At 64.3% G+C, this 22176-nt stretch carries 21 protein-coding genes and 2 pseudogenes; 13 read left to right on the top strand and 10 right to left on the bottom strand.

Translation table 11 applies throughout. The annotated features are described in order from the left end of the window. Window positions 1–6: 6 nt before the first annotated feature. The 8 genes and pseudogenes from HV670_RS01900 to aroQ all read right to left on the bottom strand — a co-directional run bounded on the left by HV670_RS01900 (window position 7) and on the right by aroQ (window position 6679). Entirely contained in the window at window positions 7–945 is a 939-nt protein-coding gene (locus HV670_RS01900; RefSeq protein WP_175102914.1) for a carbohydrate kinase family protein, read from the bottom strand. Window positions 946–1091: 146 nt separating this feature from the next. Further along, window positions 1092–1592, bottom strand: coding sequence for a thiol peroxidase (tpx, locus tag HV670_RS01895; protein ID WP_175102913.1), 501 nt, complete (start codon window positions 1590–1592; stop codon window positions 1092–1094). A 17-nt stretch (window positions 1593–1609) separates the two neighbouring features. Next, window positions 1610–2977: a DUF3426 domain-containing protein gene (locus tag HV670_RS01890; protein WP_246256880.1), complete on the bottom strand. Its 1368-nt coding sequence runs from the start codon at window positions 2975–2977 to the stop codon at window positions 1610–1612. Window positions 2978–3136: 159 nt separating this feature from the next. Further along, window positions 3137–3202: pseudogene (locus HV670_RS32165) on the bottom strand (MJ0042-type zinc finger domain-containing protein); the annotation flags it as partial. A gap of 137 nt (window positions 3203–3339) precedes the next feature. Then, the gene (gene prmA / locus HV670_RS01885) at window positions 3340–4242 is read right to left on the bottom strand and encodes a 50S ribosomal protein L11 methyltransferase (RefSeq protein ID WP_175103005.1); all 903 of its coding nucleotides are present in this window, start codon (window positions 4240–4242) and stop codon (window positions 3340–3342) included. A gap of 39 nt (window positions 4243–4281) precedes the next feature. Next, window positions 4282–5649, bottom strand: coding sequence for an acetyl-CoA carboxylase biotin carboxylase subunit (gene accC / locus HV670_RS01880; protein WP_175102911.1), 1368 nt, complete (start codon window positions 5647–5649; stop codon window positions 4282–4284). Window positions 5650–5667: 18 nt separating this feature from the next. After that, window positions 5668–6144, bottom strand: a complete 477-nt coding sequence (gene accB, locus HV670_RS01875; protein ID WP_175102910.1) for an acetyl-CoA carboxylase biotin carboxyl carrier protein — start codon at window positions 6142–6144, stop codon at window positions 5668–5670. Window positions 6145–6223: 79 nt separating this feature from the next. Then, complete coding sequence (gene aroQ / locus HV670_RS01870; protein WP_175102909.1) at window positions 6224–6679, bottom strand: type II 3-dehydroquinate dehydratase; 456 nt, start codon at window positions 6677–6679, stop codon at window positions 6224–6226. An 85-nt stretch (window positions 6680–6764) separates the two neighbouring features. Here aroQ and HV670_RS01865 point away from each other — a divergent pair, with 85 nt between their 5' ends. Then, complete coding sequence (locus HV670_RS01865) at window positions 6765–6992, top strand: hypothetical protein (RefSeq protein ID WP_175102908.1); 228 nt, start codon at window positions 6765–6767, stop codon at window positions 6990–6992. 47 nt (window positions 6993–7039) lie between these two features. On the opposite strand, the gene HV670_RS01860 is transcribed toward HV670_RS01865, so the two are convergent. Next, window positions 7040–7573 (bottom strand): TlpA family protein disulfide reductase, encoded by a 534-nt coding sequence (locus HV670_RS01860; RefSeq protein ID WP_175102907.1) that lies wholly within the window; start codon window positions 7571–7573, stop codon window positions 7040–7042. A gap of 39 nt (window positions 7574–7612) precedes the next feature. After that, complete coding sequence (locus tag HV670_RS01855) at window positions 7613–8278, bottom strand: UDP-N-acetylmuramate--alanine ligase (protein WP_175102906.1); 666 nt, start codon at window positions 8276–8278, stop codon at window positions 7613–7615. A 141-nt stretch (window positions 8279–8419) separates the two neighbouring features. Between HV670_RS01855 and mpl the strand changes: the two genes are divergently transcribed. The 12 genes and pseudogenes from mpl (at window position 8420) to araH (ending at window position 22169) form a co-directional block, all read left to right on the top strand. Further along, window positions 8420–9904: a UDP-N-acetylmuramate:L-alanyl-gamma-D-glutamyl-meso-diaminopimelate ligase gene (mpl, locus tag HV670_RS01850; RefSeq protein ID WP_175102905.1), complete on the top strand. Its 1485-nt coding sequence runs from the start codon at window positions 8420–8422 to the stop codon at window positions 9902–9904. Then, window positions 9901–10470, top strand: coding sequence for a YqiA/YcfP family alpha/beta fold hydrolase (locus HV670_RS01845; protein ID WP_175102904.1), 570 nt, complete (start codon window positions 9901–9903; stop codon window positions 10468–10470). Before mpl ends, HV670_RS01845 begins: the two co-directional genes overlap by 4 nt. A 10-nt stretch (window positions 10471–10480) precedes the next feature. After that, window positions 10481–12520, top strand: a pseudogene (locus HV670_RS01840) (ribonuclease catalytic domain-containing protein); the annotation flags it as partial. Window positions 12521–12547: 27 nt separating this feature from the next. Beyond that, entirely contained in the window at window positions 12548–13537 is a 990-nt protein-coding gene (gene aroE, locus HV670_RS30790; RefSeq protein WP_246256919.1) for a shikimate dehydrogenase, read from the top strand. After that, window positions 13534–14295, top strand: coding sequence for a monofunctional biosynthetic peptidoglycan transglycosylase (gene mtgA / locus HV670_RS01835; RefSeq protein WP_175102903.1), 762 nt, complete (start codon window positions 13534–13536; stop codon window positions 14293–14295). Before aroE ends, mtgA begins: the two co-directional genes overlap by 4 nt. 327 nt (window positions 14296–14622) lie before the next feature. After that, a complete protein-coding gene (locus HV670_RS01830; RefSeq protein WP_175102902.1) occupies window positions 14623–15597 on the top strand; it encodes an IclR family transcriptional regulator in 975 nt (324 codons plus the stop codon). Then, complete coding sequence (locus HV670_RS01825) at window positions 15594–16703, top strand: 2-dehydro-3-deoxygalactonokinase (RefSeq protein WP_175102901.1); 1110 nt, start codon at window positions 15594–15596, stop codon at window positions 16701–16703. Before HV670_RS01830 ends, HV670_RS01825 begins: the two co-directional genes overlap by 4 nt. A 169-nt stretch (window positions 16704–16872) precedes the next feature. Beyond that, window positions 16873–17556, top strand: coding sequence for a 2-dehydro-3-deoxy-6-phosphogalactonate aldolase (locus HV670_RS01820; protein WP_175102900.1), 684 nt, complete (start codon window positions 16873–16875; stop codon window positions 17554–17556). After that, the gene (locus HV670_RS01815; protein ID WP_175102899.1) at window positions 17553–18332 is read left to right on the top strand and encodes an SDR family oxidoreductase; all 780 of its coding nucleotides are present in this window, start codon (window positions 17553–17555) and stop codon (window positions 18330–18332) included. Before HV670_RS01820 ends, HV670_RS01815 begins: the two co-directional genes overlap by 4 nt. A 180-nt stretch (window positions 18333–18512) precedes the next feature. After that, window positions 18513–19505, top strand: a complete 993-nt coding sequence (locus HV670_RS01810; RefSeq protein ID WP_175102898.1) for an arabinose ABC transporter substrate-binding protein — start codon at window positions 18513–18515, stop codon at window positions 19503–19505. A 98-nt stretch (window positions 19506–19603) separates the two neighbouring features. Next, window positions 19604–21127 carry an L-arabinose ABC transporter ATP-binding protein AraG gene (gene araG / locus HV670_RS01805; protein WP_175102897.1) on the top strand — a complete coding sequence of 508 codons (1524 nt, stop codon included), beginning with the start codon at window positions 19604–19606 and terminating at the stop codon, window positions 21125–21127. A gap of 49 nt (window positions 21128–21176) precedes the next feature. Then, window positions 21177–22169: an L-arabinose ABC transporter permease AraH gene (araH, locus tag HV670_RS01800; RefSeq protein ID WP_175102896.1), complete on the top strand. Its 993-nt coding sequence runs from the start codon at window positions 21177–21179 to the stop codon at window positions 22167–22169. Window positions 22170–22176 lie beyond the last annotated feature (7 nt).

The raw sequence follows: 22176 nt of genomic DNA, 5'->3' as shown, positions 1-22176 counted from the left end.
GAAAAATCACGGCAGGCGATAGCCGAACGCCCGATTGAAACGCTCGGCGATCTCATCGCGCGAGAACGCATAGTTCTGCGGACCTTGTTCAGCGATCTTCAGCGCGCCCATCAGGCTGGCGAGACGGCCCGTGGTTGCCCAATCCCAACCGTGCTCAATGCCATGGAGCAGGCCACCGCGGAATGCATCACCGCAGCCGGTAGGATCGACGACGCGTTCTGCCAGGACGGCAGGAATGTCTTCGATACGACCTTGATGATGCACCTGTGCGCCGTGTTCTCCGAGCGTCACGATCATCGCATCGACCTTGGCGGCGATCTCGGCAACGGACCAGCCGGTCTTGTCGCTCAGAAGCTTCGCCTCGTAATCGTTGACCGTCACGTAAGTCGCAAGTTCAATCATGCGCCGCAGGTCCTCGCTGCTCAAGATCGGCAGGCCTTGGCCCGGATCGAAGACGAACGGAATACCGACGGCGGCCAATTGTGCCGCATGTTCGCGCATGCCGTCGAGGCCGTTGGGTGCGACGATGCCGAGCGTGACGCCGGATTCTTTCTCGATCTTGTTCAGATGCGACTGCATCATCGCGCCCGGGTGGAAGGCGGTGATCTGATTGTTATCGAGATCCGTCGTGATCATGGCCTGGGCGGTGTACTGGCCCGGCAGCGCGAGCACGTGCGCGGTGCTCAGGCCGAGCGAGTTCAGGCGGTCTAAGTACGGCTGGGCATCGAGCTCGCCAACCGTGCCCATGATCCGCGCGTCGCCGCCGAGCATGTGCAGCGCGTAGCCGATATTGCCCGCGCAGCCGCCGAATTCGCGGCGCATCGTTGGCACGAGGAAACTCACGTTCAGGATATGCACCTGGTCCGGCAGGATATGTTCCTTGAACCGACCTTCGAACGTCATGATGGTGTCGTAGGCAATGGAGCCGGAAATCAGCGAAGCCAAATCAAACCTCTTGGATATAAAAATGAAAAAGCCGCGGGGGCCGCGGCGGAAACAGTTGCCGACATCCCCTACAGGATATCGGCACTTATTTTGAGGCCTGAACCGCTCATCGGCTGCCGGCCTTCATCGCTCCAGATGAGGAACGCCTACTTGAGTGCGGCGAGAGCAGCGTCGTAGTTCGGTTCGCTCTTGATTTCGCCGACCAGTTCCGAATGCAGGACTTTGTCGTCTTCGTCGAGCACCACGACCGCGCGTGCGGTCAGGCCGTTCAGCGGGCCGCTCTTGACGTCGACGCCGTAGGCGGACTTGAAGGCGGGGTCGCGGAAGGTCGACAGTGTGATCACGTTGTCGAGATTTTCGGTCGTGCAGAAGCGCGAGGCCGCGAAGGGGAGGTCGCCCGAGATCACGAGCACGACGGTGTTGTCGAGCTTGCCTGCGGTTTCGTTGAACTTGCGCGTCGAGGTCGCGCAGGTCGGTGTGTCGAGACTCGGCACGATGTTGAGGACCTTGCGTTTGCCGGCGAAGTCGGCGAGCTTGACGTCGGCAAGCGTCTTGCCGACCAGCGAGAAGGCCGGGGCCTGCTGGCCGATGGTGGGGAAGGTGCCAGCGACTTCGATCGGGTTGCCGCCCAGGGTGACTTGACTCATAGCTTTGCTCCGCCTGCTCAGGGATAGAAGATCAATACACGGTAGTTGGCCGGCGCCGCGCCGTTCGCGGTCAGTTGCAAGCGGACGGCCTGCCGGGCGTTTGCGCCGATGCCGGCATTCAGGTCGATGCCGGCCGGCAAATATTCCGCGGGGCTGACTACGCGGCGAATCACCAACTGGTTGTTGGCGTCGAGCAGCGAGATCTCGAGCGCGGGCCACGCGAGCGCGAGCGCCGCGCGGTTGTGCAGGTTCATCGACAATTCGAACCGGTTGGCCTGCGTGCTTTGCGTGAGGGTCGACGCTTCGATCTGGAGCTGGTCGATATTGCGCGGCGGCAGGGCCGCGCAGCCGAGTTTCGCGCACGCCTGCTGGTACACGTCGACCGTCTGCGGCCAGCGCGACATCACCGGCTCACGCTGCCACCATGCGAGCAAGGTGATCAGCAGCACGAGCAGCAGCACGGCGACGATCCAGCCGAGAATCCGGCGTGCGGGGTGCAGTTCAGCGTCGCGGGGTTCCGGATGCGGTTCGACACGAATCCGGAAATCATTCCGGTCGTCGTCGGCGAGCGGGATGAACGCCGGGCCCGCGGTGGCGGCCGCTGAGATCGCGGGTGCGGTGAGGTTCAACGCGGGTTCGGTGCGCGTATCGGCCGGGGCCAACCAGGGATCCGTGTGGATGGTCGGGCCGTAGTGTCGCGTCCTCGGCTCGATGTCGAGCACCGCCTCTTCATGGCCGAACGCCTGGCGCGGACTGTGGCCAAAGGGTTCGACGGTACTCCGCTCGACCTTGTCGTGCTTCGCATGCTCGTGGGCAGCATCATGCGAGAACGATTCGGCTGCCGCCTCTTCATCCCGTTCACGCTGTGTGTCGTGAGGTGTTTCGGCAAACGTTTCGTTGAGCGACTCGGCGGGCGTTGCTTCGGCGGGACCGTGGTGCGCGTCGGGGTCTTCCGCGACGAAAGGCGGCGCGTCGCTCGCGAGGCGCGCATCGTGTTCCGCTGCTTCGGCGGCGCGTGCCACGAAGTCGCGTTCCGTCGTATCGGCCACTTCCGTGCGGAGTTCATGTCCGAGCGTCGTGTCAGCCCGCGAATCGAAGCCGCTTTCGAGGGGCTCGGTCGCGTGATCCGACACCTGCTCTGTCACCGGTGTATGCAGCTCGTCCTCAGCTTCAGCCGAAGGCGTCACGTGCGGCTTGTCCGCAAAGTGGTCTGGAGACGGAGCATGCTGCTCGTCCGCAACGTGGTCTGGGGACGAAGCATGCTGCTCGTTCGCAACATGGTCCAAGGACGCGACGTTCGGCTCGTCCGCGAGATCGACCGAAGGCGCAGCGCGCATCTCGGGCTTCGTGTCGTGCTCCTCTTCTCCCATGGCATGATCGCCCATAGGAGAAGCAGCCTCGGACAAGGCGGAGGAAGCGGCAGCCGAAACAGGTTCAGCAGTCGTAACAGGCTGTGGCGCCGGACGTACCGGCGGCTCGACCTGATGGAGAACGCCGTCGAATACTTCGCGGCAATGTCCGCAACGGACCAGACCTCGATGCAGCTTGAGCTGGTCGGGGACGATCCTGAAAACGGTCTGGCAATGAGGGCAGCGGGTCGCGAGCGCCATAGAAGCCATTTAAGACGGAGGCCGGTCGGTGAGCATAGGCGCTATTCTACTAACGATTCACGCCTAGCCGTCCACCGTGGAAAACTGATCAAATTGCCGAAGCGGCCGCGCAAGCGGACCACCCGGCGCAAGCGAACCTAGGCGGACTTCGCCGCGGTTCCGCTCAAGCAAACCCACCCTTCGTGCTCGCGCCACACGCTCAGCGTGATCCACGGCGCATACGCCGCGGCGACTTCCTCCGCCTGCCGGGCGAGTACACCCGACAACGCGAGCTTGCCGCCCGGGCGCACGCGCGAACTCAACATCGATGCCATCAGCTTCAACGGATTCGACAGGATATTCGCCACCACCACATCGAAGCGGTCCTGGGGTGCATCGTCGGGCAAGGTGTACTCGACCGGTGCATGGTTGCGCTCGCTGTTGAGCCGGGCCGACTCGACCGCCTGCGGATCGATATCGACACCCACCACGCGGCTCGCACCGCACTTCTGCGCAAGGATCGCAAGAATACCGGAACCGCAACCATAGTCGAGTACCGTCTCGCCGCCTGCGAGCGACTGCTCGAGCCACTCCATGCACAGCCGCGTGGTCGGGTGACTGCCGGTGCCGAAGGCGAGACCGGGATCGAGCTCGAGAATCAGCGCATCGGGATCGGGTGCCGCGTGCCACGAAGGGACGACCCAGATCCGCTTGCCGATTGGGATCGGTTCGAACTGCGATTGCGTGAGCCGCACCCAGTCCTGATCCGCAACTTCGCGCACCGCATGCTTGGGCGCTTCGTCGAGGCCCAGTTCATTGGCGGCTGCCGTCAGCAGCACGTCGGGCTCGGCATCGGGCGCGACGAGCGCGATCACGCGTGAGCGGCGCCACGCCTCGCGCTCGGGCATCAGCCCCGGTTCGCCGAACAGCGGTTGCTCGTCGGGCGTGTCGGCATCGGCATCCTCGACCGAAACCGACAGCGCGCCGAGATCGAGCAGGGCATCCGACAAGGCTTCGGCATGTTCGCGATCGATCTCGATCACCAGTTCACGGTAGCTCACGGGCTCAGTCATTGCTTCAACATCCTTTCCACTTCCCCCTCACATATCATCGGCGACGACGTTCTTGCGTTCTTCGAGCCGATGTTCGAGGTAGTGGATGCTCGTGCCGCCTTCGACGAACTTCGCGTCGATCATCATCTCGCGATGCAGCGGGATATTCGTTTCGATCCCTTCGACGACCATCTCGGACAGCGCGATGCGCATCCGGTTGATCGCCTGTTCGCGCGTCGCGCCATAGGTGATCAGCTTGCCGATCATCGAGTCGTAGTTCGGCGGCACGAAATAGCCGTTGTACGCATGCGAGTCGACCCGCACACCCGGGCCGCCCGGCGAATGCCACGACGAGATGCGTCCCGGCGACGGCGTGAACTTGAACGGATGCTCGGCATTGATCCGGCATTCGATCGCGTGGCCGCGGAACTCGATGTCGCGCTGGCGCAGGCGCAGCTTTTCACCGGCCGCGACGCGGATCTGTTCCTGGACGATGTCCACGCCCGTGATCAACTCCGAGACCGGATGCTCGACCTGGACGCGCGTGTTCATTTCGATGAAATAGAACTCGTTGTTCTCGTAAAGGAACTCGAAGGTGCCCGCGCCGAGATAGCCCATCTTCTTGCACGCGTCCGAACAGCGGTCGCCGATCCGGTCGATCAGGCGGCGCGCGATGCCCGGCGCGGGCGCTTCCTCGATCACCTTCTGGTGACGGCGCTGCATCGAGCAGTCGCGCTCGCCGAGCCAGATCGCATTCTTGAACTGGTCGGCCATGACCTGGATTTCGATATGGCGCGGGTTCTCGAGGAACTTCTCCATATAGACCTGCGAATTGCCGAACGCACGACCGGCTTCCTCGCGCGTCAGGTTCACCGCGTTGACGACCGCCGCCTCGGTATGGACGACGCGCATGCCTCGTCCGCCGCCGCCGCCGGCCGCCTTGATGATCACGGGGTAGCCGACGCTGCGCGCGATCCGTACGATTTCCTTCGGGTCCTCGGGCAGTGCGCCTTCCGAACCCGGCACGCAGGGCACACCGGCCTTGATCATGGTCTGCTTGGCCGAGACCTTGTCGCCCATCAGGCGGATCGTCTCGGGGCGCGGACCGATGAAGGTGAAGCCCGACTGCTCGACCCGCTCGGCGAAGTCCGCGTTCTCCGACAGGAAGCCATAACCCGGATGGATCGCTTCGGCATCGGTGACTTCGGCCGCGCTGATGATCGCGGGCATGTTGAGGTACGACAGGGCCGAAGGTGCCGGGCCGATACAGACGGCTTCGTCGGCGAGCCGAACGTACTTCGCTTCCTTGTCGGCTTCGGAATAGATGACCACGGTCTTCACGCCGAGCTCACGGCAGGCGCGTTGGATCCGCAAGGCAATTTCGCCGCGATTGGCGATCAGGATTTTTTCGAACATGGGGAGTCTTCGTCCCGCTCAGGCGATCACGAAAAGCGGCTGGCCGTATTCGACCGCCTGGCCGTTTTCGACCAGAACTTCCTTGATGACGCCCGACTTGTCCGCCTCGATTTCGTTGAGCAGCTTCATCGCCTCGATGATGCAGATCGTGTCGCCTTCCTTGACCGTATCGCCGACCTGCACGAAGGCGTCGGCACCCGGGGATGGGGCGCGGTAGAAGGTTCCGACCATCGGCGAAGTCACGACATGGCCTTGCGAGAGGCCGGTCGCCGGCGCGGCGACCGCCGCGGCTTCGGCGGCCGGTGCCGGACCTGCCGCAGGTGCCTGGGGAGCATAGCCCTGGGGGATGTATTGCATCTGTGCGGCTTGCGGCATGAACACCGGTGGCGCGTTCTTGACGATGCGAACCTTGCCTTCGCCTTCGGTCACTTCGAGTTCGGAGATGCCCGACTCGGAGACGAGGTCGATCAAGGTTTTGAGCTTACGAAGATCCATTGAATATCCCCAGTTTCAGATCGCTAAATACGAATTGCGGCGCCCATGCATGGCGTCGCGCTGTGAGACGTGCCGCGAATCAGGCCTGCGGCGTCACGGCGATGCGGTCCAGCGCGAATTCGAGTGCGTAAAGATAGCCCTGCCAGCCGAGCCCCACGATGACACCTTCCGCGATATCGCTGAAAAAGGAATGGTGCCGGAAGGGCTCGCGGCGATGCACGTTCGACAAATGTACTTCGACAAATGGAATGGCCGTCCCGGCGAATGCGTCGCGCAGCGCGACGCTGGTGTGCGTGAACGCACCGGGATTGATGACCACGAACTCGACCTTCTCCTCGCGCGCGGCGTGGATCCGGTCGACCAGGACTCCCTCGTGATTGCTCTGGAATGTGGCCAGTGCAACGCCTGCCGCTTGCGCGCGCTGCACGAGTGCGGCGTCGATGTCAGCGAGCGTCCGATGGCCGTAGACGGCCGGCTCGCGTGTGCCGAGCAGGTTCAGATTGGGGCCGTGCAGCACCAGGAGTCGAGGGGTCATACCAAACTTGGGTTCCGCGAAGTTGGCCGCACTTTACCGCCGTAAGAAAGAAGTTGTCCAGTAGAAGAAGAAAAGGACGGGCTTTTTGGAAGCGCCGACGACGCGTCAGGGTCTTTTTGTCTGGAAAATAAGGGTTTCGGCCCGGCTACCGCCGGTAGTTGAAGAGAACGTGCAAGAAGCCCTAAGAATGCATCGTGAAGTCGAAAAACGCTGTAAAAAAGTCGACGCTTCAGGCGATGTGACGACAACCCAACCGGTGGGATCCCGTCATCGCCAGGCGCGTGTTGTGCCGCATGCGCTGGTTCCACGCTGACGTTGCCGGCCGGATGACGCCATAGGTGTATCTCCGCATCCTGTCGTCTAGAGCGAGTCGAGCACCGCCGCCAGCTTGGCCGGCTGAATCTGGCCGAGCGTCGTCGAACGGACTTTGCCGCTTGCATCGATCACGACCGTGAACGGCAGCGCCCCCTGCTCGTCGCCGAATTGCCGGGCCAGATCGCCACCGCCGAAGCCGGCAACCACGAGAGGGTAGCCGACCTTGAGGCGTGCGAGGAAGCCCTGGACATTCTGTGGCGTATCGACCGCGATGCCGATGAAATTGACGCCATTGGCCGAATATTTCTTGTGCAGCCTGTCGAGCGCGGGCATCTCGGCGACGCACGGTCCGCACCACGAAGCCCAGAAGTTGACCACCAGCGGCTTGCCGCGGAATTCCGAGAGCGCGCGCGGCCGGTTGGTCGGGTCGGGCAGGGTGGTGCCCCAGAGCGCGTTGACCGCGGCCTGCGGGCCGGTCTCGGCGCCGAAGGCCCATTTGACAGCCTGCGGTCCGGCGAAAGCACCGATGACGGCGATCAGCGAGGCGACAAGTAGCGGGGCAAACAGTCGACGAATCATGGCAAAAGGGTCATGGCTAGGTGAGTCTCGGTCCGGGTCTCAGGAAAGATCGTGCGCGCTCAGCGAATCGCTCGCCGAACTGCTGCCGGCGGCGATCAGCGCCGTGACGGCTGCCTCGTTCACGCGCAGCGGCCGGCCTCGGCCGTCGGCGCGCATCGCACCGCGCAGGTCGTCGGTATCGTAGAGCGCGACATGAATCCAGATGCGTTCCTGCAAGGCGGCATCGTGCCACGAGAAACTCAGCGTTTCCACCTGGCCGCGGCCCGCGAAATGCCGCGTTTCCGACACTTCGTACTGGATGCCCGCATTGAGCAGGAAGATCGCGACTTCCTTGGCGTTATCGCAAAAAACCTGAAGATGGATATCGGAGTGCTGGTTCGCGGTACCGTTGAGCACGGCGCCCGTCAGAAAAGGCTGGAACTCGGCGAGCCTGCGCATCCAGTCGAGCGCGACCTTGCGCAGCGTGTGCAGCGCGAGCGGCTGGCTTTCGGCCTGGAACAGCGCCTGGTATTCACGGATTTCTTCCTCGATCTGCTCGTTATCGGGCAGCCATTCGCCAGCGGCACGGGTACCGCCGAGAATCTGGCGCGCGGCCTTGCGTTTGGCGGTCGAGTAGTCGAGGCCGTCTTCGGCGATCAGACGGGCGGCAACGGTCGCGATTTCGTCGCGCACGCGTCGCGGGTCGAGATGAGGTTTGCGAGACATGGTCTGATGATACCCGACTGACCTTTCGCCGCGTTTCCGCAAGCCGCCTTGGCATGTGCCGCGTCGCTGGCCGGATGGCGGGCCGGCGAGGCCGCTCGGGTACAATGCCACGATTTCTGCGCGCGCTTTCCACAGCACCCCATGCACATTCATATTCTCGGCATCTGCGGCACTTTCATGGGCGGACTGGCGGTGCTCGCACGCGAGCGCGGCCATCGTGTGACGGGTTGCGATGCCGGGGTCTATCCGCCGATGAGCACGCAACTCGAGGCGCAGGGCATTGAACTCATCGAGGGCTATGGTGAAGCGCAGCTCGCGCTCGAGCCCGACCTGTTTGTGATCGGAAACGTCGTCTCGCGCGGCAACCCGCTCATGGAAGCGATCCTCGACCGGGGCCTGCCGTATGTATCGGGTCCGCAGTGGCTCGGGGAACATGTCTTGCAGGACAAGTGGGTACTCGCGGTGGCGGGCACGCACGGCAAGACGACGACCGCTTCGATGCTCGCGTGGCTGCTCGAGGATGCGGGGCTCAACCCGGGCTTCCTGATCGGCGGCGTGCCGCTGAACTTCGGCGTGTCGGCGCGGCTGACCGATTCGAGCTTTTTCGTGATCGAGGCCGACGAATACGACACGGCGTTTTTCGACAAGCGTTCCAAGTTCGTCCACTATCGGCCGCGGACCGCGATTCTCAACAATCTCGAGTTCGATCACGCCGACATTTTCGCGGATCTCGGCGCGATCGAGACCCAGTTCCATCATCTCGTGCGCACGGTGCCACGCCTCGGGCGGCTCGTCGTCAACGGCGTCGAACCCGCGCTCGAGCGCGTGCTGGCACGCGGCTGCTGGAGCGAACTCGAGCGCTTCGGCGTCGCCGACGGCTGGCAGGCCGTGCCGCTCGACGGCCAGTCTGCAGAGGCGATCGATACACACTTTGGCGTGAGCCTGCGCGGCGAGCCTGTCGGCGAGGTCGAGTGGAACGTGCAGGGCGCGCACAACCAGATGAACGCGCTGGCCGCGATGGCCGCCGCCCGGCATGTCGGTGTCGTGCCTGCCCAGGCTGCGCAGTCGCTGAGTTCGTTTCAGAGCGTCAAACGGCGCATGGAAGTGCGCGGCACGGTCAATGGCGTAACGGTCTATGACGATTTCGCGCATCATCCGACCGCGATCCGGACAACGGTGGCGGGCCTGCGCAGGCGCCTCGATGCGCAGACCCGGAATGCAAGCACGGGCAGCATGAGCACCGATGGCGTGAGTACCGGTCACAAGGCAAGTCTCCAACCGGTACCCCGCATCCTGGCCGTGCTCGAACCGCGTTCGAACACGATGAAACTTGGCGTCATGAAAGCGCAATTGCCCGACAGCCTGCGCGGCGCCGATCTCGTATTCGGCTACGGCGCGCCCGCCGGCTGCGATGCGCTCGGCTGGGATCTGGCCGAGGCACTCGCGCCGCTTGGCGACACGGCGCACGCCTTTGGCGACATCGATGCCCTGGTCGCCGCGGTGGCGCGCAGCGCACGGCCCGGCGATCATGTGCTCGTCATGAGCAACGGTGGTTTCGGCGGCGTTCACGATCGTCTGCTCAAGGCGCTCGCCCTACCCGTGCGGGCCGGCGGGGCGGCTGCGTGATTCTGTATCTGCACGGTTTCCGCTCGTCGCCACGGTCGTTCAAGGCGCGCATGCTCGCCGAGCGGATGACCGCGCTCGGCCGCCTGGACGAATGGCGCTGTCCCCAACTGCCGGTCTCGCCGCGCGAAGCGATCGCGCTCGCCGAGCAGGCGGTCGACGGGCTCCCGCCCGAGCAGGTCTGCGTGATCGGCAGCTCGCTCGGGGGCTACTACGCGGCCTGGCTCGCGGAGCGCCACGGCTATCGGGCCGTGCTGCTGAATCCGGCCGTCGACCCGGGCCGCGACCTCGCGTCGTACCTCGGCCCGCAAGTGTTATGGCACGGCGGCGGCGAAATCGTCGTCGAGCCCGGTCATCTGGATGAATTGAGAGCATTGGCGGTCGCGTCGATCACGCGGCCTGAACGTTACTATTTGATTGCCACGACCGGGGACGAAGTCCTTGATTACCGGGACATGCTGAAGTTCTATGCTGGAGTGAGCACGACCCTGATCGAGGGCAGTGATCACGGCATCAGCGACTTCGCCGACTATCGCGACCGGGTGCTGGCATTCTGCGGCATTGTCTAGAGAGTATTGCGTGAACGTTTTCTTCGAGGAATCAGGCAGCTTCAAGGCTGGCACGGTGCTGTCCAAACAGGGCGACGCATTCCAGGTCGAGTTGCCGGGCGGCCGCCGTGCCAAAGTGCGCGGCAAGGACGTGCTGCTCGAGTTCGAGGCGCCGACACCGGCCGAGCTCATGCAGCAGGCCGACGCTGAAGCACAGGACATCGATCCGGAGTTCCTCTGGGAATGTGCGCCGGCCGACGAGTTCGCGTTCGGCGCACTCGCCGACGAATACTTCGGTACGAAGCCGAATGCGATCAAGCAGGCTGCCCTGGTGCTGCGCATGCACGCCTCGCCCGTCTATTTCCGCAAGAAAGGGCGCGGCCAGTATCAGCGCGCGCCGGAGGAACAATTGCGCGCGGCGCTCGCGGGGCTCGAGCGCAAACGCCAGCAGGCCCTTGTGCAGGAAGGCTACGAGAACGAACTCAAGGCGCATCGCCTGCCCGAGTCGTTCGCAGGCAAGGTGATCGGCCTGCTGACCAAGCCTGACAAGAATTCGATCGAATACAAGGCGCTCGAAGCCGCGGCTGCCGCGCTCGGCACCTCGCCCGCGCGCCTGATGCTCGACGCGGGCGGCGTCGCTTCGGCGCGCGTGCTGCACGAGGCGCGTTTCCTGTCCGAATATTTTCCGTACGGGACCGGCTTCGCGCCCGTGACGATCGAGCCGCGGCTCGACGATCTGCCCGAGGGCGATGTCGAAGCGTTCTCGATCGACGACGTGACGACGACCGAAATCGACGATGCGTTTTCGGTGCGCGTGCTGCCCGACGGGCGTATCCGCGTCGGCATCCATATCGCGGCGCCCGCGCTCGGCATCCAGCCTGGCGACGCGGTCGACCAGATCGCACGCAACCGGCTGTCGACCGTCTATATGCCGGGTGACAAGATCACCATGCTGCCCGATCCCGTGGTCGAGATCTTCACGCTGAAGGAGGGCGGCCTGCGTCCGGCGCTGTCGCTCTACATCATCGTCGATGCGTCGACCCATGAGATCGTCGCGACGGAGACGCGCGCCGAGAAGGTCTTCGTACGCAGCAATCTGCGACATAACCATCTCGACGCGCTCGTCACCGAAGAGACGCTCGACGCGGGCACCGGCGACTATCCGCACCAGGCAGAAATTGCGCTGCTCTGGCCGCTCGCCAAGGTGCTGTACGAGAGGCGCCAGCAGACACGCATCGGCTTCGGCCTCAAGCGCGAAGTGCAGCGCAACAACGATTTCAACTTCTACATCGATGGCGAGCATGTGACGATCACGCCGCGCCGCCGCGGTTCGCCGCTCGATTCGATCGTCGCCGAACTCGCGATCGTCGCGAACAGTACATGGGGCGCCTTGCTTGCCGAATACGGCGTGCCCGGGATCTATCGCGCACAGCGCTCGTTCGGGCCGAACCGCACCCGGATGCAGACCACGCCCGCACCGCATGAAGGTCTGGGTGTCGCTCAATATGCCTGGAGCACCTCGCCGCTGCGCCGCTATGTCGACCTCGTGAACCAGTGGCAACTGCTCGCGTGTGCGCAGCATGGCGTCGCGGGCAAGCTCGTCGCGCCGTTCAAGCCGAAGGACGCGGAGCTTTACGCGGTGCTGCAGGGCTTCGACGAGACCTATGCGGCCTATGCGGACTACCAGAACAAGATGGAAGCGTTCTGGTGCCTGCGCTGGCTCAAGCAGGAACAGCGCGATCGCGTGGTCGCGACGGTGATCAAGGGCGATCTCGTGCGGCTCGAGGAAATTCCGCTGGTGTTGCACGTACCGGCGCTCGGTGTGCATCCGCGCGGCACGCGTGTGCTGCTCGACGTCGTGTCGATCGACGAGCTGACCGTCGAAGCGTCGACCCGTCTGGTCCAGGTGCTCGACGCACCGGTTGCGAGCGATGTGGCCGAAGCCGATGAGGGGGAAGACGAAGGCGATGAAGGCGAAGGTGTGAAGACAGAAGTGGAAGTCGACGCCGAAGCCGAAGCCCAAGCCCAAGCCCAAGCCCAAGCGGAGACCGGGACCGGCGAGGCGACAGACACCGATCTCGCGCCGGATCGCTATGTCGTGATCGGCAATCCCGTTGCGCACAGCAAATCCCCGTGGATCCATGCGCGCTTTGCCGAGCAGACCGGCGAGCGGATCGACTACGAGCATCTGCTCGCACCGGTCGATGGCTTCGACGAAGCGGCTCGTGCGTTCATCTCGGCCGGCGGCCGTGGTCTCAACGTGACCGTGCCGTTCAAGCTGGCAGCCTATCGTTTCGCGAATGCGCATTCGACTCGCGCCGCCGCGGCGGGCGCGGTCAATACCTTGAAGGTCGATGCGGATGGCAGCATTTTAGGCGACAACACCGATGGCATCGGGTTGGTCAACGACATCGAACGCAATCTGCATGTGCGGCTCGCGGGCAAGCGCGTGTTGCTGCTCGGCGCGGGCGGCGCGGCACGTGGCGTGGCACTGCCCCTGCTCGAAGCAGGCGTGCGCGAACTGGTGATCGTCAACCGGACCGCGAGCAAGGCGGTCGACCTTGCTGCAGCCATGACGGCCTTGCAAGTTGCCGGCAGCGAAATCCCCAACCTTGACGCGGACGCCAGTGCGGAAACCGAAGCTGATGCAGGTGCAGGTGCTGGTGCGGGTGGAGATGCAATCCCGGGAGCGCACGTGCACACCGGAACGATCGTCGGCGGCGGCGCGGAGGTCGCGACGGGCGCGTTCGACGTGGTCATCAACGCGACGGCCGGCAGCCTCGGCGGGGAGCTTCCTTCGTTCGACCCGGAGGCACTGACGCCCGATACGCTGGCCTACGACATGATGTATGCGGCGCACCCGACCGTCTTCATGCAGCTTGCGCAGGCGCGCGGTGCGCGTGCGGCCGACGGCCTGGGCATGCTCGTCGAACAGGCCGCCGAGTCGTTTCATATCTGGCGCGGGGTGCGGCCCGACAGCGCCAGTGTCCTTGCGGAGTTGCGAGCGATGCTCGCGCGCCAGCAAGCCGCGCTGCCCGCGCAAGCGGCGGTTACGGCCACGACAGCCACGGCCTCACCTGCTCCATGACGATGAGCGTGCTGACCGACAAGGCTCCGGCACCGCGTGCGCACCTTCGCGCACGCCGGCCCGCACTCGGTTGGTTCGTTTATCTTGCGGGCCTCTTCACGCTCGCGTTTGCCGCGACGCAGGTGTTCTACTTCGTGCAGATCGGTCTCTGGACGGTCTTCGATCCATCGGGCACGGCCTTCATGCGCGCCGCGAAATGGCGCTTCTGGCGCGATGGCGAAGCCGTCACCTTCCAGCATCAATGGGTGCCGTACGACACGATCTCGCGCAATCTCAAGCGCGCGATCATCGCTTCCGAAGATGCGGACTTCGTGAACAACAAAGGCTACGAAGTCGACGCGATCCTGCAGGCCTGGGAAAAGAACAAGCGCAAGGGGCACATGGCCGCCGGCGGTTCGACGATCACTCAGCAGCTCGCGCGCAATCTGTTCCTGTCGACTGAAAAGACCTATATCCGCAAGGGGCAGGAACTGATCATCACGCTCATGCTCGAGCTCTTGATGGACAAGGAACGGATTTTCGAGCTCTATCTGAACTCGGTCGAATGGGGCAAGGGCGTCTATGGGGCCGAAGCCGCGGCGCAGCATTACTACAAGACCACGGCGGCGAAGCTCTCAGTCGGCCAGGCTGCGCGGCTGGCCGTGATGCTGCCCCGCCCCAAGTATTTCGACGAGCACCGCGGCAGTGCCTATCTGGCCAGCCGTGCCGGCGTGATCGCGCGCCGCATGGGCGCCGCCGAACTCCCCTCGGACAAATAAGCGCAACAAACTCGCAGTCCTTCAGACGCGCGGTGCCCGCTCGTTAGCGGCATGTTCACGCCCGTTGGATGGCGCATCGCAACAATTCCCAATAAATGAGAGCGTCATTCAGATATTGAACAAGCGGATTCATCACCTTACAATCCGCCGCAAGCGCACTCGAATGTATTGACGGCGCTCTGCGCGAAGGAGTCGTCCGCCGCTTCATGGGCGCACTTCGCAAGCATAAGAAGATCGGGAGACAGCACGTTCGGCCAGTCGCCTCGCACCTCGCCTCGAGCGGGACCGCGTGTCGCACTGCCAGCCGGACGTGGCGAAACGGATCACATGGACAAGTCGCTGAACACGGCCGTATCGGACATCGTCGCAGGTACCGCCGCTGGCACATCCGCCGGGACATCCGCCGGGACATCCGCCGGGACATCCGCCGGGAAATCATCACAGAGCGCCTCGAACGCTTCGTTTAGGGTCACCGTGGTGGAAACACCGTCGACGCTGCTCGATGCCACACCGCAGCAGGCAGGCACCCAGACGTTGTTGCGCGGCCTCGCGATTCTCGAAGCCGCCGCGGCCGGCGTGCGTGACCTGCGAACCTTTGGTGCCGCGCTCGGCACGACCCGCTCGACGACCCACCGGCTCGTGAGCAGTCTGGTCCAGGCGCGCTACCTGCGTCAGGTGCAGGGCGGCTATCTGCTCGGCCCGAAGCTGATCGAGCTCGGAGCCGTCTCGCTCGAACAAATGCCCCTGTCGACCGTCGCGCGTCCGCATCTCGAAGCGCTCGCCGATGCGACTCGCGACACGATCCATCTCGGCGTACGCGAAGGCGGCGACGTGTTGTATATCGACAAGATCTCCGGCACCCGGGGCCTCGAGATGCGTTCGCGCGTCGGCCACCGGATGCCGCTCGCATGGACCGGCATCGGCAAGGCGCTCATGCTCGACCTCGCCGCCCCGGCCTGGGAGACACTTTGGGATACCGCGCGCCGCAAGCCGGAGCAGGCCGGCCTGCAGTCGACCCCCTATACCCGCGAAACCTTCCTCGAGCGTATGACAGCCTATGCAGGCGCGGGCCATACCTTTGATCTCGAGGAAAACGAACCTGGCATCCGCTGCGTCGCCGCGCCTGTGCGCGACGCATCCGGCCTGATCGTCGCTGCGCTCTCCGTCGCGAGCACGACACCGTATATGCCGACCGAGCGCATGGATGAGCTGGTTCCGGTGGTTCAGCGCGAGGCCCGCGCGATCTCCGAGGAACTCGGCTGGCGTGCGCCGCAACCCACGACCCGACGGATCAAACGATGATCGAAGCAAGCAGTGTCGCGCCGGCAGGCGACGCGACCCGCATTCCAGCCGCGCAGGAAGATTTGGCCCAGGCGGTGATGATCGCGCTCGACTGGGGCACCAGTTCGCTGCGCGCCTATCTGTTCGGCGCGCGGGGCAAGGTGCTCGGCGCGCGCAATCTGCCGTGGGGCATCATGAAACTGCCCTGCAGTGCGTCGGAAGGCGGCTTCGATGCAGCCTTCGAGGCGGCGTGCGGCGACTGGCTCGATGCGCGTCCGGGGCTGCCGTTGATTGCGTGCGGCATGGTCGGCAGCGCCCAGGGCTGGATCGAGGCGCGCTATATCGATACGCCCGCCGATGCGAACCGCTTGGCTTCGTCGCTCGCCGAAGTCCGCACCGCGCGCGGTGCAGTGCTGCATATCGTGCCCGGCGTGCTCGAACGCGGAACCTTGCCCAATGTGATGCGCGGTGAGGAAACGCAGATTCTCGGCGCGATGCTCATTGAGCCGCAGGCCACCGGTACGGCCCCACACGCGGAGGCGGGAGCGGCACGTGAAGATGCAGCGTCAGGCGCGCATACGAGAACACAGACCGAAGCACGGGCCTGCACGACGCTCGTCGGTCTGCCGGGTTCGCATGCGAAGTGGGCGATCGTCGAAGGCTCGCGCATCGAACACTTCCACACCTTCATGACCGGCGAGACCTTTGCCGCGCTGCGCGACCATACGATTCTCGGCCGCACGATGCAGACGCCGGCGGCGCCGGACAATGAGGCATTCCTGCGCGGCGTCGCAGTCGCGCGCGGAGCATCGGAAGCGGGCATGCTCGCGACGATCTTCTCGACGCGCACGCTCGGCCTGACCGGTCAGCTCGGCGCGGAACAACAGCCCGACTATCTGTCCGGCCTGCTGATCGGCCATGAATTGTCGGGCCTCGAAAATCTGCTCGAACACACCGGCGCGAACTGGGATTCGCAACCCGTCTTGCTGATCGGCGAAGCCGCGCTCGTCGAGCGTTACCGGCTCGCGCTCGCGCATTTCGGCTGCCGGCACGCGCGGCCTGTCGCGAACGCGACCGAGCGCGGCCTCTGGCAGATTGCGACACAAGCAGGACTCGCGCAGCCATGAGCGCGAACACGGCCATGGCATGCGCAGCGCGCCGCTCGGCCCGTCGTGGGCTTGATCGCGCTGCCCGTCGTGTAGCGGATCATGCCACCCATCCTGTGGCCAATCGTCCGGCTGCGCATGCGCGCCGATTTCGCAATTCGATTCCGAGACTGACTCGACCCCCACACCGATGACCGCACCCGCCAACACTGCCATTCCCTATCATCCGCATGGGGCCCTGATCGCCGCGATGCATGTCTGCCCACTGGTCGCCATCCTGCGCGGCGTGAGGCCCGACGAGGTCGTCGCGATCGGTCACGCGCTCGTCGAAGCGGGCTTCCGGATCATCGAAGTCCCGCTCAATTCTCCAGACCCGTTCGACAGCATCCGCGCCCTGCGCGATGCATTGCCGCCCGAGATTCAGGTTGGCGCGGGCACAGTGCTGTCGGTCGAACATGTCTATGAAGTCGCGCGTGCCGGCGGTTCGCTGATCGTGATGCCGCACAGCGACCCCGCGGTGATCCGCGCGACGAAGGCGAAGGGCCTCGCAAGCGCGCCGGGCGTCGCGACGCCGACCGAGGCGTTCGCCGCCCTGAGCAATGGCGCCGACGTGCTCAAGATGTTCCCCGCGGAACAGCTCGGCGTCGAGGTGGTCAAGGCCTGGCGCGCGGTCGTCCCGAAGCAGGTCCCGCTCGTGCCGGTTGGCGGCATTACGCCGTCGAACATGGGCCCCTTCCTCAAGGCGGGCGCCCAGGGCTTCGGCCTCGGATCGGCGCTCTACAAGGTGGGCAATACCGCGGAGGAAGTCGGCGCGAATGCGCGTGCGTTCATCGCCGGTTTGCAGGCCGCCCGTACCGAGGCGGGACTCAAATGAACCGCCTCGAAGGCAAGGTCGCGATCGTGACGGGTGCCGGGCAGGGCATCGGTGCGGCCATCGCGCGTGCCTTCGTGCGCGAAGGCGCGGCGGTCACGCTCGCCGAACGTCATATCGAGCAGGCCGAGGCCTGGGCGCAGACCTTGCGCGAAGAAACGCCGGGCGCGCGCGTGCTTGCCGTGCATACCGACGTGACCGAACGCGCCATGCTCGAGCAGGCGCTGGCCCTGACGGAGCAGACATTCGGGCCGCTCGACGTGTTCGTCAACAACGCGGGGATCAATGTGTTCCGCGATCCGCTGACGATGAGCGACGAAGACTGGAAGCGCTGTTTCTCGGTGGACCTGGACGGCGTCTGGAACGGCTGCCGGACCGCGCTGCCGGGCATGGTCGAGCGCCGCAGCGGCGCGATCATCAATATCGCGTCGACGCACAGCTTCAAGATCATTCCGGGCTGCTTTCCGTATCCGGTTGCCAAGCATGGCGTGATCGGCCTGACCCGCGCACTCGGTATCGAATACGCGGCGCAGGGCATACGCGTCAATGCGATCGCGCCGGGCTATATCGAGACCCAGCTCCTGCTCGATCACTGGAATGAACAACCGGACCCGGCCGCGGCACGTGAGGCGACTCTTGCGTTGCAACCGCCGAAGCGGGTCGGCAAGCCCGAGGAAGTGGCGATGACGGCGGTGTTCCTCGCGAGCGAAGAAGCGCCGTTCATCAATGCCAGTTGCATCACCGTGGACGGCGGCCGCTCGGCGCTGTACCACGATTGAAGAGCGCGCCGGGGAGCGCCGAATCGCATGGGCGCGGCACGCACGAAGCAGGACCGCAGCACGAAACAAAAGTAGAACGACGTACTCGCAGCAGTTGATTCTGAATGCCAGCCGGATTGGCCGCGCCTCCTGGCGATATCGAACAAGCGGCCACCTACGTTCTCGTAAGGAGACACAAAGATGCAACGCAGAATGTTTGTCAGCCTGATCGCCGCCGCCGCGGCACTGAGCTTCGGCGCGAGCGCCGTGCAAGCCGCCGAGGAAGTCAAGATCGGCTTCATCGTTAAGCAGCCCGAAGAGCCGTGGTTCCAGGATGAGTGGAAGTTCGCCGCGCAAGCTGCCAAGGAAAAGGGCTTCACGCTCGTGAAGATCGGCGCGCAAAGCGGTGACAAGGTCATCACGGCGATCGACAACCTCTCCGCGCAAAAGGCTCAGGGCTTCGTGATCTGCACGCCCGACGTCAAGCTCGGACCGGGCATCGTCGCGAAGGCAAAGGCCGACAACCTGAAGATGATGACGGTCGACGACCGCCTCGTCGACGGCTCGGGCAAGCCGATCGAAAGCGTGCCGCATATGGGTATTTCGGCGACGAAGATCGGCGAGCAGGTCGGCACGGCGATCGCCGAGGAAATCAAGAAGCGCGGCTGGGACCTGAAGGAAACGGGCGCGATCAAGATTTCGTTCGAACAGCTGCCGACCGCACATGACCGCGTCGCGGGCGCGGTCTCCACACTGACCGCGGCGGGCTTCCCGGCGGCGAACATCATCGATGCGCCGCAGGCGAAGACCGATACGGAAAACGCGTTCAACGCCGCGAACATCGCGATCACGAAGAATCCGCAGTTCAAGCACTGGGTCGCGTTCGGCCTGAACGACGAAGCCGCGCTCGGCGCCGTGCGTGCCGCCGAAGGCCGCGGTTTCAAGGCGGACAACATGGTCGCGGTCGGTATCGGCGGTTCGGAATCGGCCATCAACGAGTTCAAGAAGCCGAACCCGACCGGCTTCTTCGGTTCCGTGCTGATCAGCCCGAAGCGTCACGGCTATGAAACGTCGATCGACATGTACGAGTGGATCACGCAGAACAAGGAACCCGCGAAGCTGACGCTCACGAGCGGTGCACTGATGGAACGCGGCACCTATAACGAAGTACGCAAGCAGATGGGCCTGGAGTAAGTTGGAGGACGGGTCCGGCATCGCTTGGCGCCGGACCCGGCACGATCCGGAGCGCTCCTCGAGAGCGCGCCTGAATACTCGGAATGGATGGAGGCGACGTGACCACGACGCTACGTTTTGACAATATCGGCAAGGTGTTTCCGGGCGTACGCGCACTGGATAGTGTGTCGTTCGAAGTGAAGGCGGGCTCGGTTCACGGCCTGCTGGGCGAAAACGGCGCGGGCAAGTCGACCCTGCTCAAGGTGCTCGGCGGCGAATACCAGCCCGACTCGGGTCGCGTGCTCATCGACGGCGACGAAAGGCGCTTTTCAAGCGCGAAGGATTCGATCGCGGCCGGCATCGCGGTGATCCATCAGGAACTCCAGTATGTGCCCGACCTGACCGTGGCCGAAAACCTGATGCTCGGCCGCCTGCCGAACTCGGTTGGCTGGGTCCACATGCGCGAGTCGAAGCAGTATGTGCGCGAACGGCTCAATGCGATGGGCGTCGATCTCGACGTCAACAAGAAGCTGCGCCAGTTGTCGATCGCACAGCGCCAGATGGTCGAGATCTGCAAGGCGCTGATGCGCAATGCGAAGGTGATCGCGCTCGACGAGCCGACCAGCTCGCTCTCGCACCACGAGACCGAGGTGCTGTTCAAGCTCGTGCACGACCTGCGCGCCGAGGGCCATGCCCTGATCTATGTCTCGCACCGGCTCGACGAAATCTACGAACTGTGCAACGGTGCGACGATTTTCCGCGACGGCCGCAAGGTGGCGTCGCACGACACCCTCGAAGGTGTGTCGCGCGATACGCTGGTGCGCGAGATGGTCGGCCGCGAAATCTCCGACATCTGGGGCTATCGCCCGCGCAAGGCCGGTGAGGTGCGCCTCGAAGTCCGCAACATCGAAGGCAAGAAGCTCGCCGAACCGACCAGCTTCTCGGTGCGCAGCGGCGAGATCCTCGGCTTCTTCGGGCTGGTCGGTGCGGGCCGCAGCGAACTGATGCGACTGATCTACGGCGCTGATAGCAAGAAGGGCGGCGAGGTACTGCTCGACGGCAAGCCGATCAAGATCTCGCGCACCGGCGATGCGATCCGCCAGGGCATCGTGCTCTGCCCCGAAGACCGCAAGGAGGAGGGCATCATCGCGATCGCCTCGGTCTCGGAGAACATCAATATCAGTTGCCGCCGCCATTCCCTGCGTGCTGGCCTGTTCCTCGATCACAAGAAGGAAGCGCAAACCGCGGATGCCTTTATCCAGCGGCTGAAGATCAAGACACCGAGCCGCCGCCAGCGCATCCGCTTCCTGTCGGGCGGCAACCAGCAAAAGGCGATTCTGTCGCGCTGGCTCGCCGAACCCGATCTCAAGGTCGTGATTCTCGATGAACCGACCCGCGGGATCGACGTCGGCGCAAAGCATGAGATTTACAACGTGATCTATGAACTCGCCGAACGCGGCTGCGCGATCGTGATGATTTCGAGCGAACTGCCCGAAGTCCTCGGCGTGTCCGACCGGATCATCGCGATGAAGCAGGGCCGCATTGCGGGTGAGCTCACGCGTGCGCAGGCCAGCGAGGCCAGCGTGCTCGATCTCGCCTTGCCGAGCGGCCACCCGAAGAAGACGCAACCCGTCGCGGCCTGACACAGCAGACCGACCACGTTCAAGTTAAAAAGCATTGTAGGAGCCCATCATGGAAGTTGGAGAAAAGCTGGCCGAGACACTCGTGCCGCAAAGAAACGACAAGCAGCGCTGGTTGCAGCAACTGACCGAGTACAGCCTGATCGTGATCTTTGTCTTGATGTTCGTGACGACGTCGATCTTCGTCGATCACTTCTTCTCGATCGAAAACATGCTCGGTCTCGCGCTGTCGGTCTCCCAGATCGGCATGGTCGCGTGCACGATGATGTTCTGCCTCGCCTCGCGCGACTTCGACCTCTCGGTCGGATCGACCGTCGCGTTCGCCGGCGTGCTCTGCGCGATGGTGCTCAACGCGACAGGCAGCACGATGCTCGGCATTGTCGCGGCCGTGTTCGCAGGCGCGGTGATCGGCTGGCTCAACGGCGCGGTGATCGCTTATTTGCGGATCAATGCGCTGATCACGACGCTCGCGACGATGGAAATCGTGCGCGGGCTCGGCTTTATCGTTTCGAATGGCCAGGCGGTTGGGGTCTCCTCGGATACCTTTATCGCCCTGGGTGGCCTGTCGCTGTTCGGCGTCTCGCTGCCGATCTGGGTCACGCTGCTCTGCTTCATCGTATTCGGCGTGATGCTCAACAACACGGTCTACGGCCGCAACACGCTCGCGATCGGCGGGAACCCCGAAGCGTCGCGTCTCGCGGGGATCAACGTCGAACGCACGCGCGTCTACATCTTCCTCGTGCAGGGTGCGGTGACGGCGCTCGCCGGCGTGATTCTCGCGTCGCGAATTACCTCGGGCCAGCCGAATGCGGCCCAGGGTTTCGAGCTCAACGTGATCTCGGCCTGCGTGCTGGGTGGCGTGTCGCTGCTTGGCGGTCGTGCGACGATCTCGGGTGTCGTGATCGGCGTGCTGATCATGGGCACGGTCGAGAACGTGATGAACCTGCTGAACATCGACGCGTTCTATCAGTACCTCGTGCGCGGGGCGATCCTGCTCGCGGCGGTGCTGCTCGACCAGTTGAAGAACCGCGGGTCACGCGACTGAGCGCAAC

Source organism: Pararobbsia alpina, from assembly GCF_902859895.1.
GTDB classification, from domain to species: domain Bacteria; phylum Pseudomonadota; class Gammaproteobacteria; order Burkholderiales; family Burkholderiaceae; genus Pararobbsia; species Pararobbsia alpina.
This window is presented reverse-complemented; position numbering and strand designations above follow the sequence as displayed.

Bases quoted from the DNA above. Each gene is read 5' to 3' on its own strand.
- tpx (WP_175102913.1), bottom strand. From the start codon at position 1,592: ATGAGTCAAGTCACCCTGGGCGGCAACCCGATCGAAGTCGCTGGCACC.
- HV670_RS01890 (WP_246256880.1), bottom strand. From the start codon at position 2,977: ATGGGCGATCATGCCATGGGAGAAGAGGAGCACGACACGAAGCCCGAG.
- accC (WP_175102911.1), bottom strand. From the start codon at position 5,649: ATGTTCGAAAAAATCCTGATCGCCAATCGCGGCGAAATTGCCTTGCGG.
- accB (WP_175102910.1), bottom strand. From the start codon at position 6,144: ATGGATCTTCGTAAGCTCAAAACCTTGATCGACCTCGTCTCCGAGTCG.
- aroQ (WP_175102909.1), bottom strand. From the start codon at position 6,679: ATGACCCCTCGACTCCTGGTGCTGCACGGCCCCAATCTGAACCTGCTC.
- HV670_RS01860 (WP_175102907.1), bottom strand. From the start codon at position 7,573: ATGATTCGTCGACTGTTTGCCCCGCTACTTGTCGCCTCGCTGATCGCC.
- HV670_RS01855 (WP_175102906.1), bottom strand. From the start codon at position 8,278: ATGTCTCGCAAACCTCATCTCGACCCGCGACGCGTGCGCGACGAAATC.
- mpl (WP_175102905.1), top strand. From the start codon at position 8,420: ATGCACATTCATATTCTCGGCATCTGCGGCACTTTCATGGGCGGACTG.
- mtgA (WP_175102903.1), top strand. From the start codon at position 13,534: ATGACGATGAGCGTGCTGACCGACAAGGCTCCGGCACCGCGTGCGCAC.
- HV670_RS01830 (WP_175102902.1), top strand. From the start codon at position 14,623: ATGGACAAGTCGCTGAACACGGCCGTATCGGACATCGTCGCAGGTACC.
- HV670_RS01825 (WP_175102901.1), top strand. From the start codon at position 15,594: ATGATCGAAGCAAGCAGTGTCGCGCCGGCAGGCGACGCGACCCGCATT.
- HV670_RS01820 (WP_175102900.1), top strand. From the start codon at position 16,873: ATGACCGCACCCGCCAACACTGCCATTCCCTATCATCCGCATGGGGCC.
- HV670_RS01815 (WP_175102899.1), top strand. From the start codon at position 17,553: ATGAACCGCCTCGAAGGCAAGGTCGCGATCGTGACGGGTGCCGGGCAG.
- HV670_RS01810 (WP_175102898.1), top strand. From the start codon at position 18,513: ATGCAACGCAGAATGTTTGTCAGCCTGATCGCCGCCGCCGCGGCACTG.
- araH (WP_175102896.1), top strand. From the start codon at position 21,177: ATGGAAGTTGGAGAAAAGCTGGCCGAGACACTCGTGCCGCAAAGAAAC.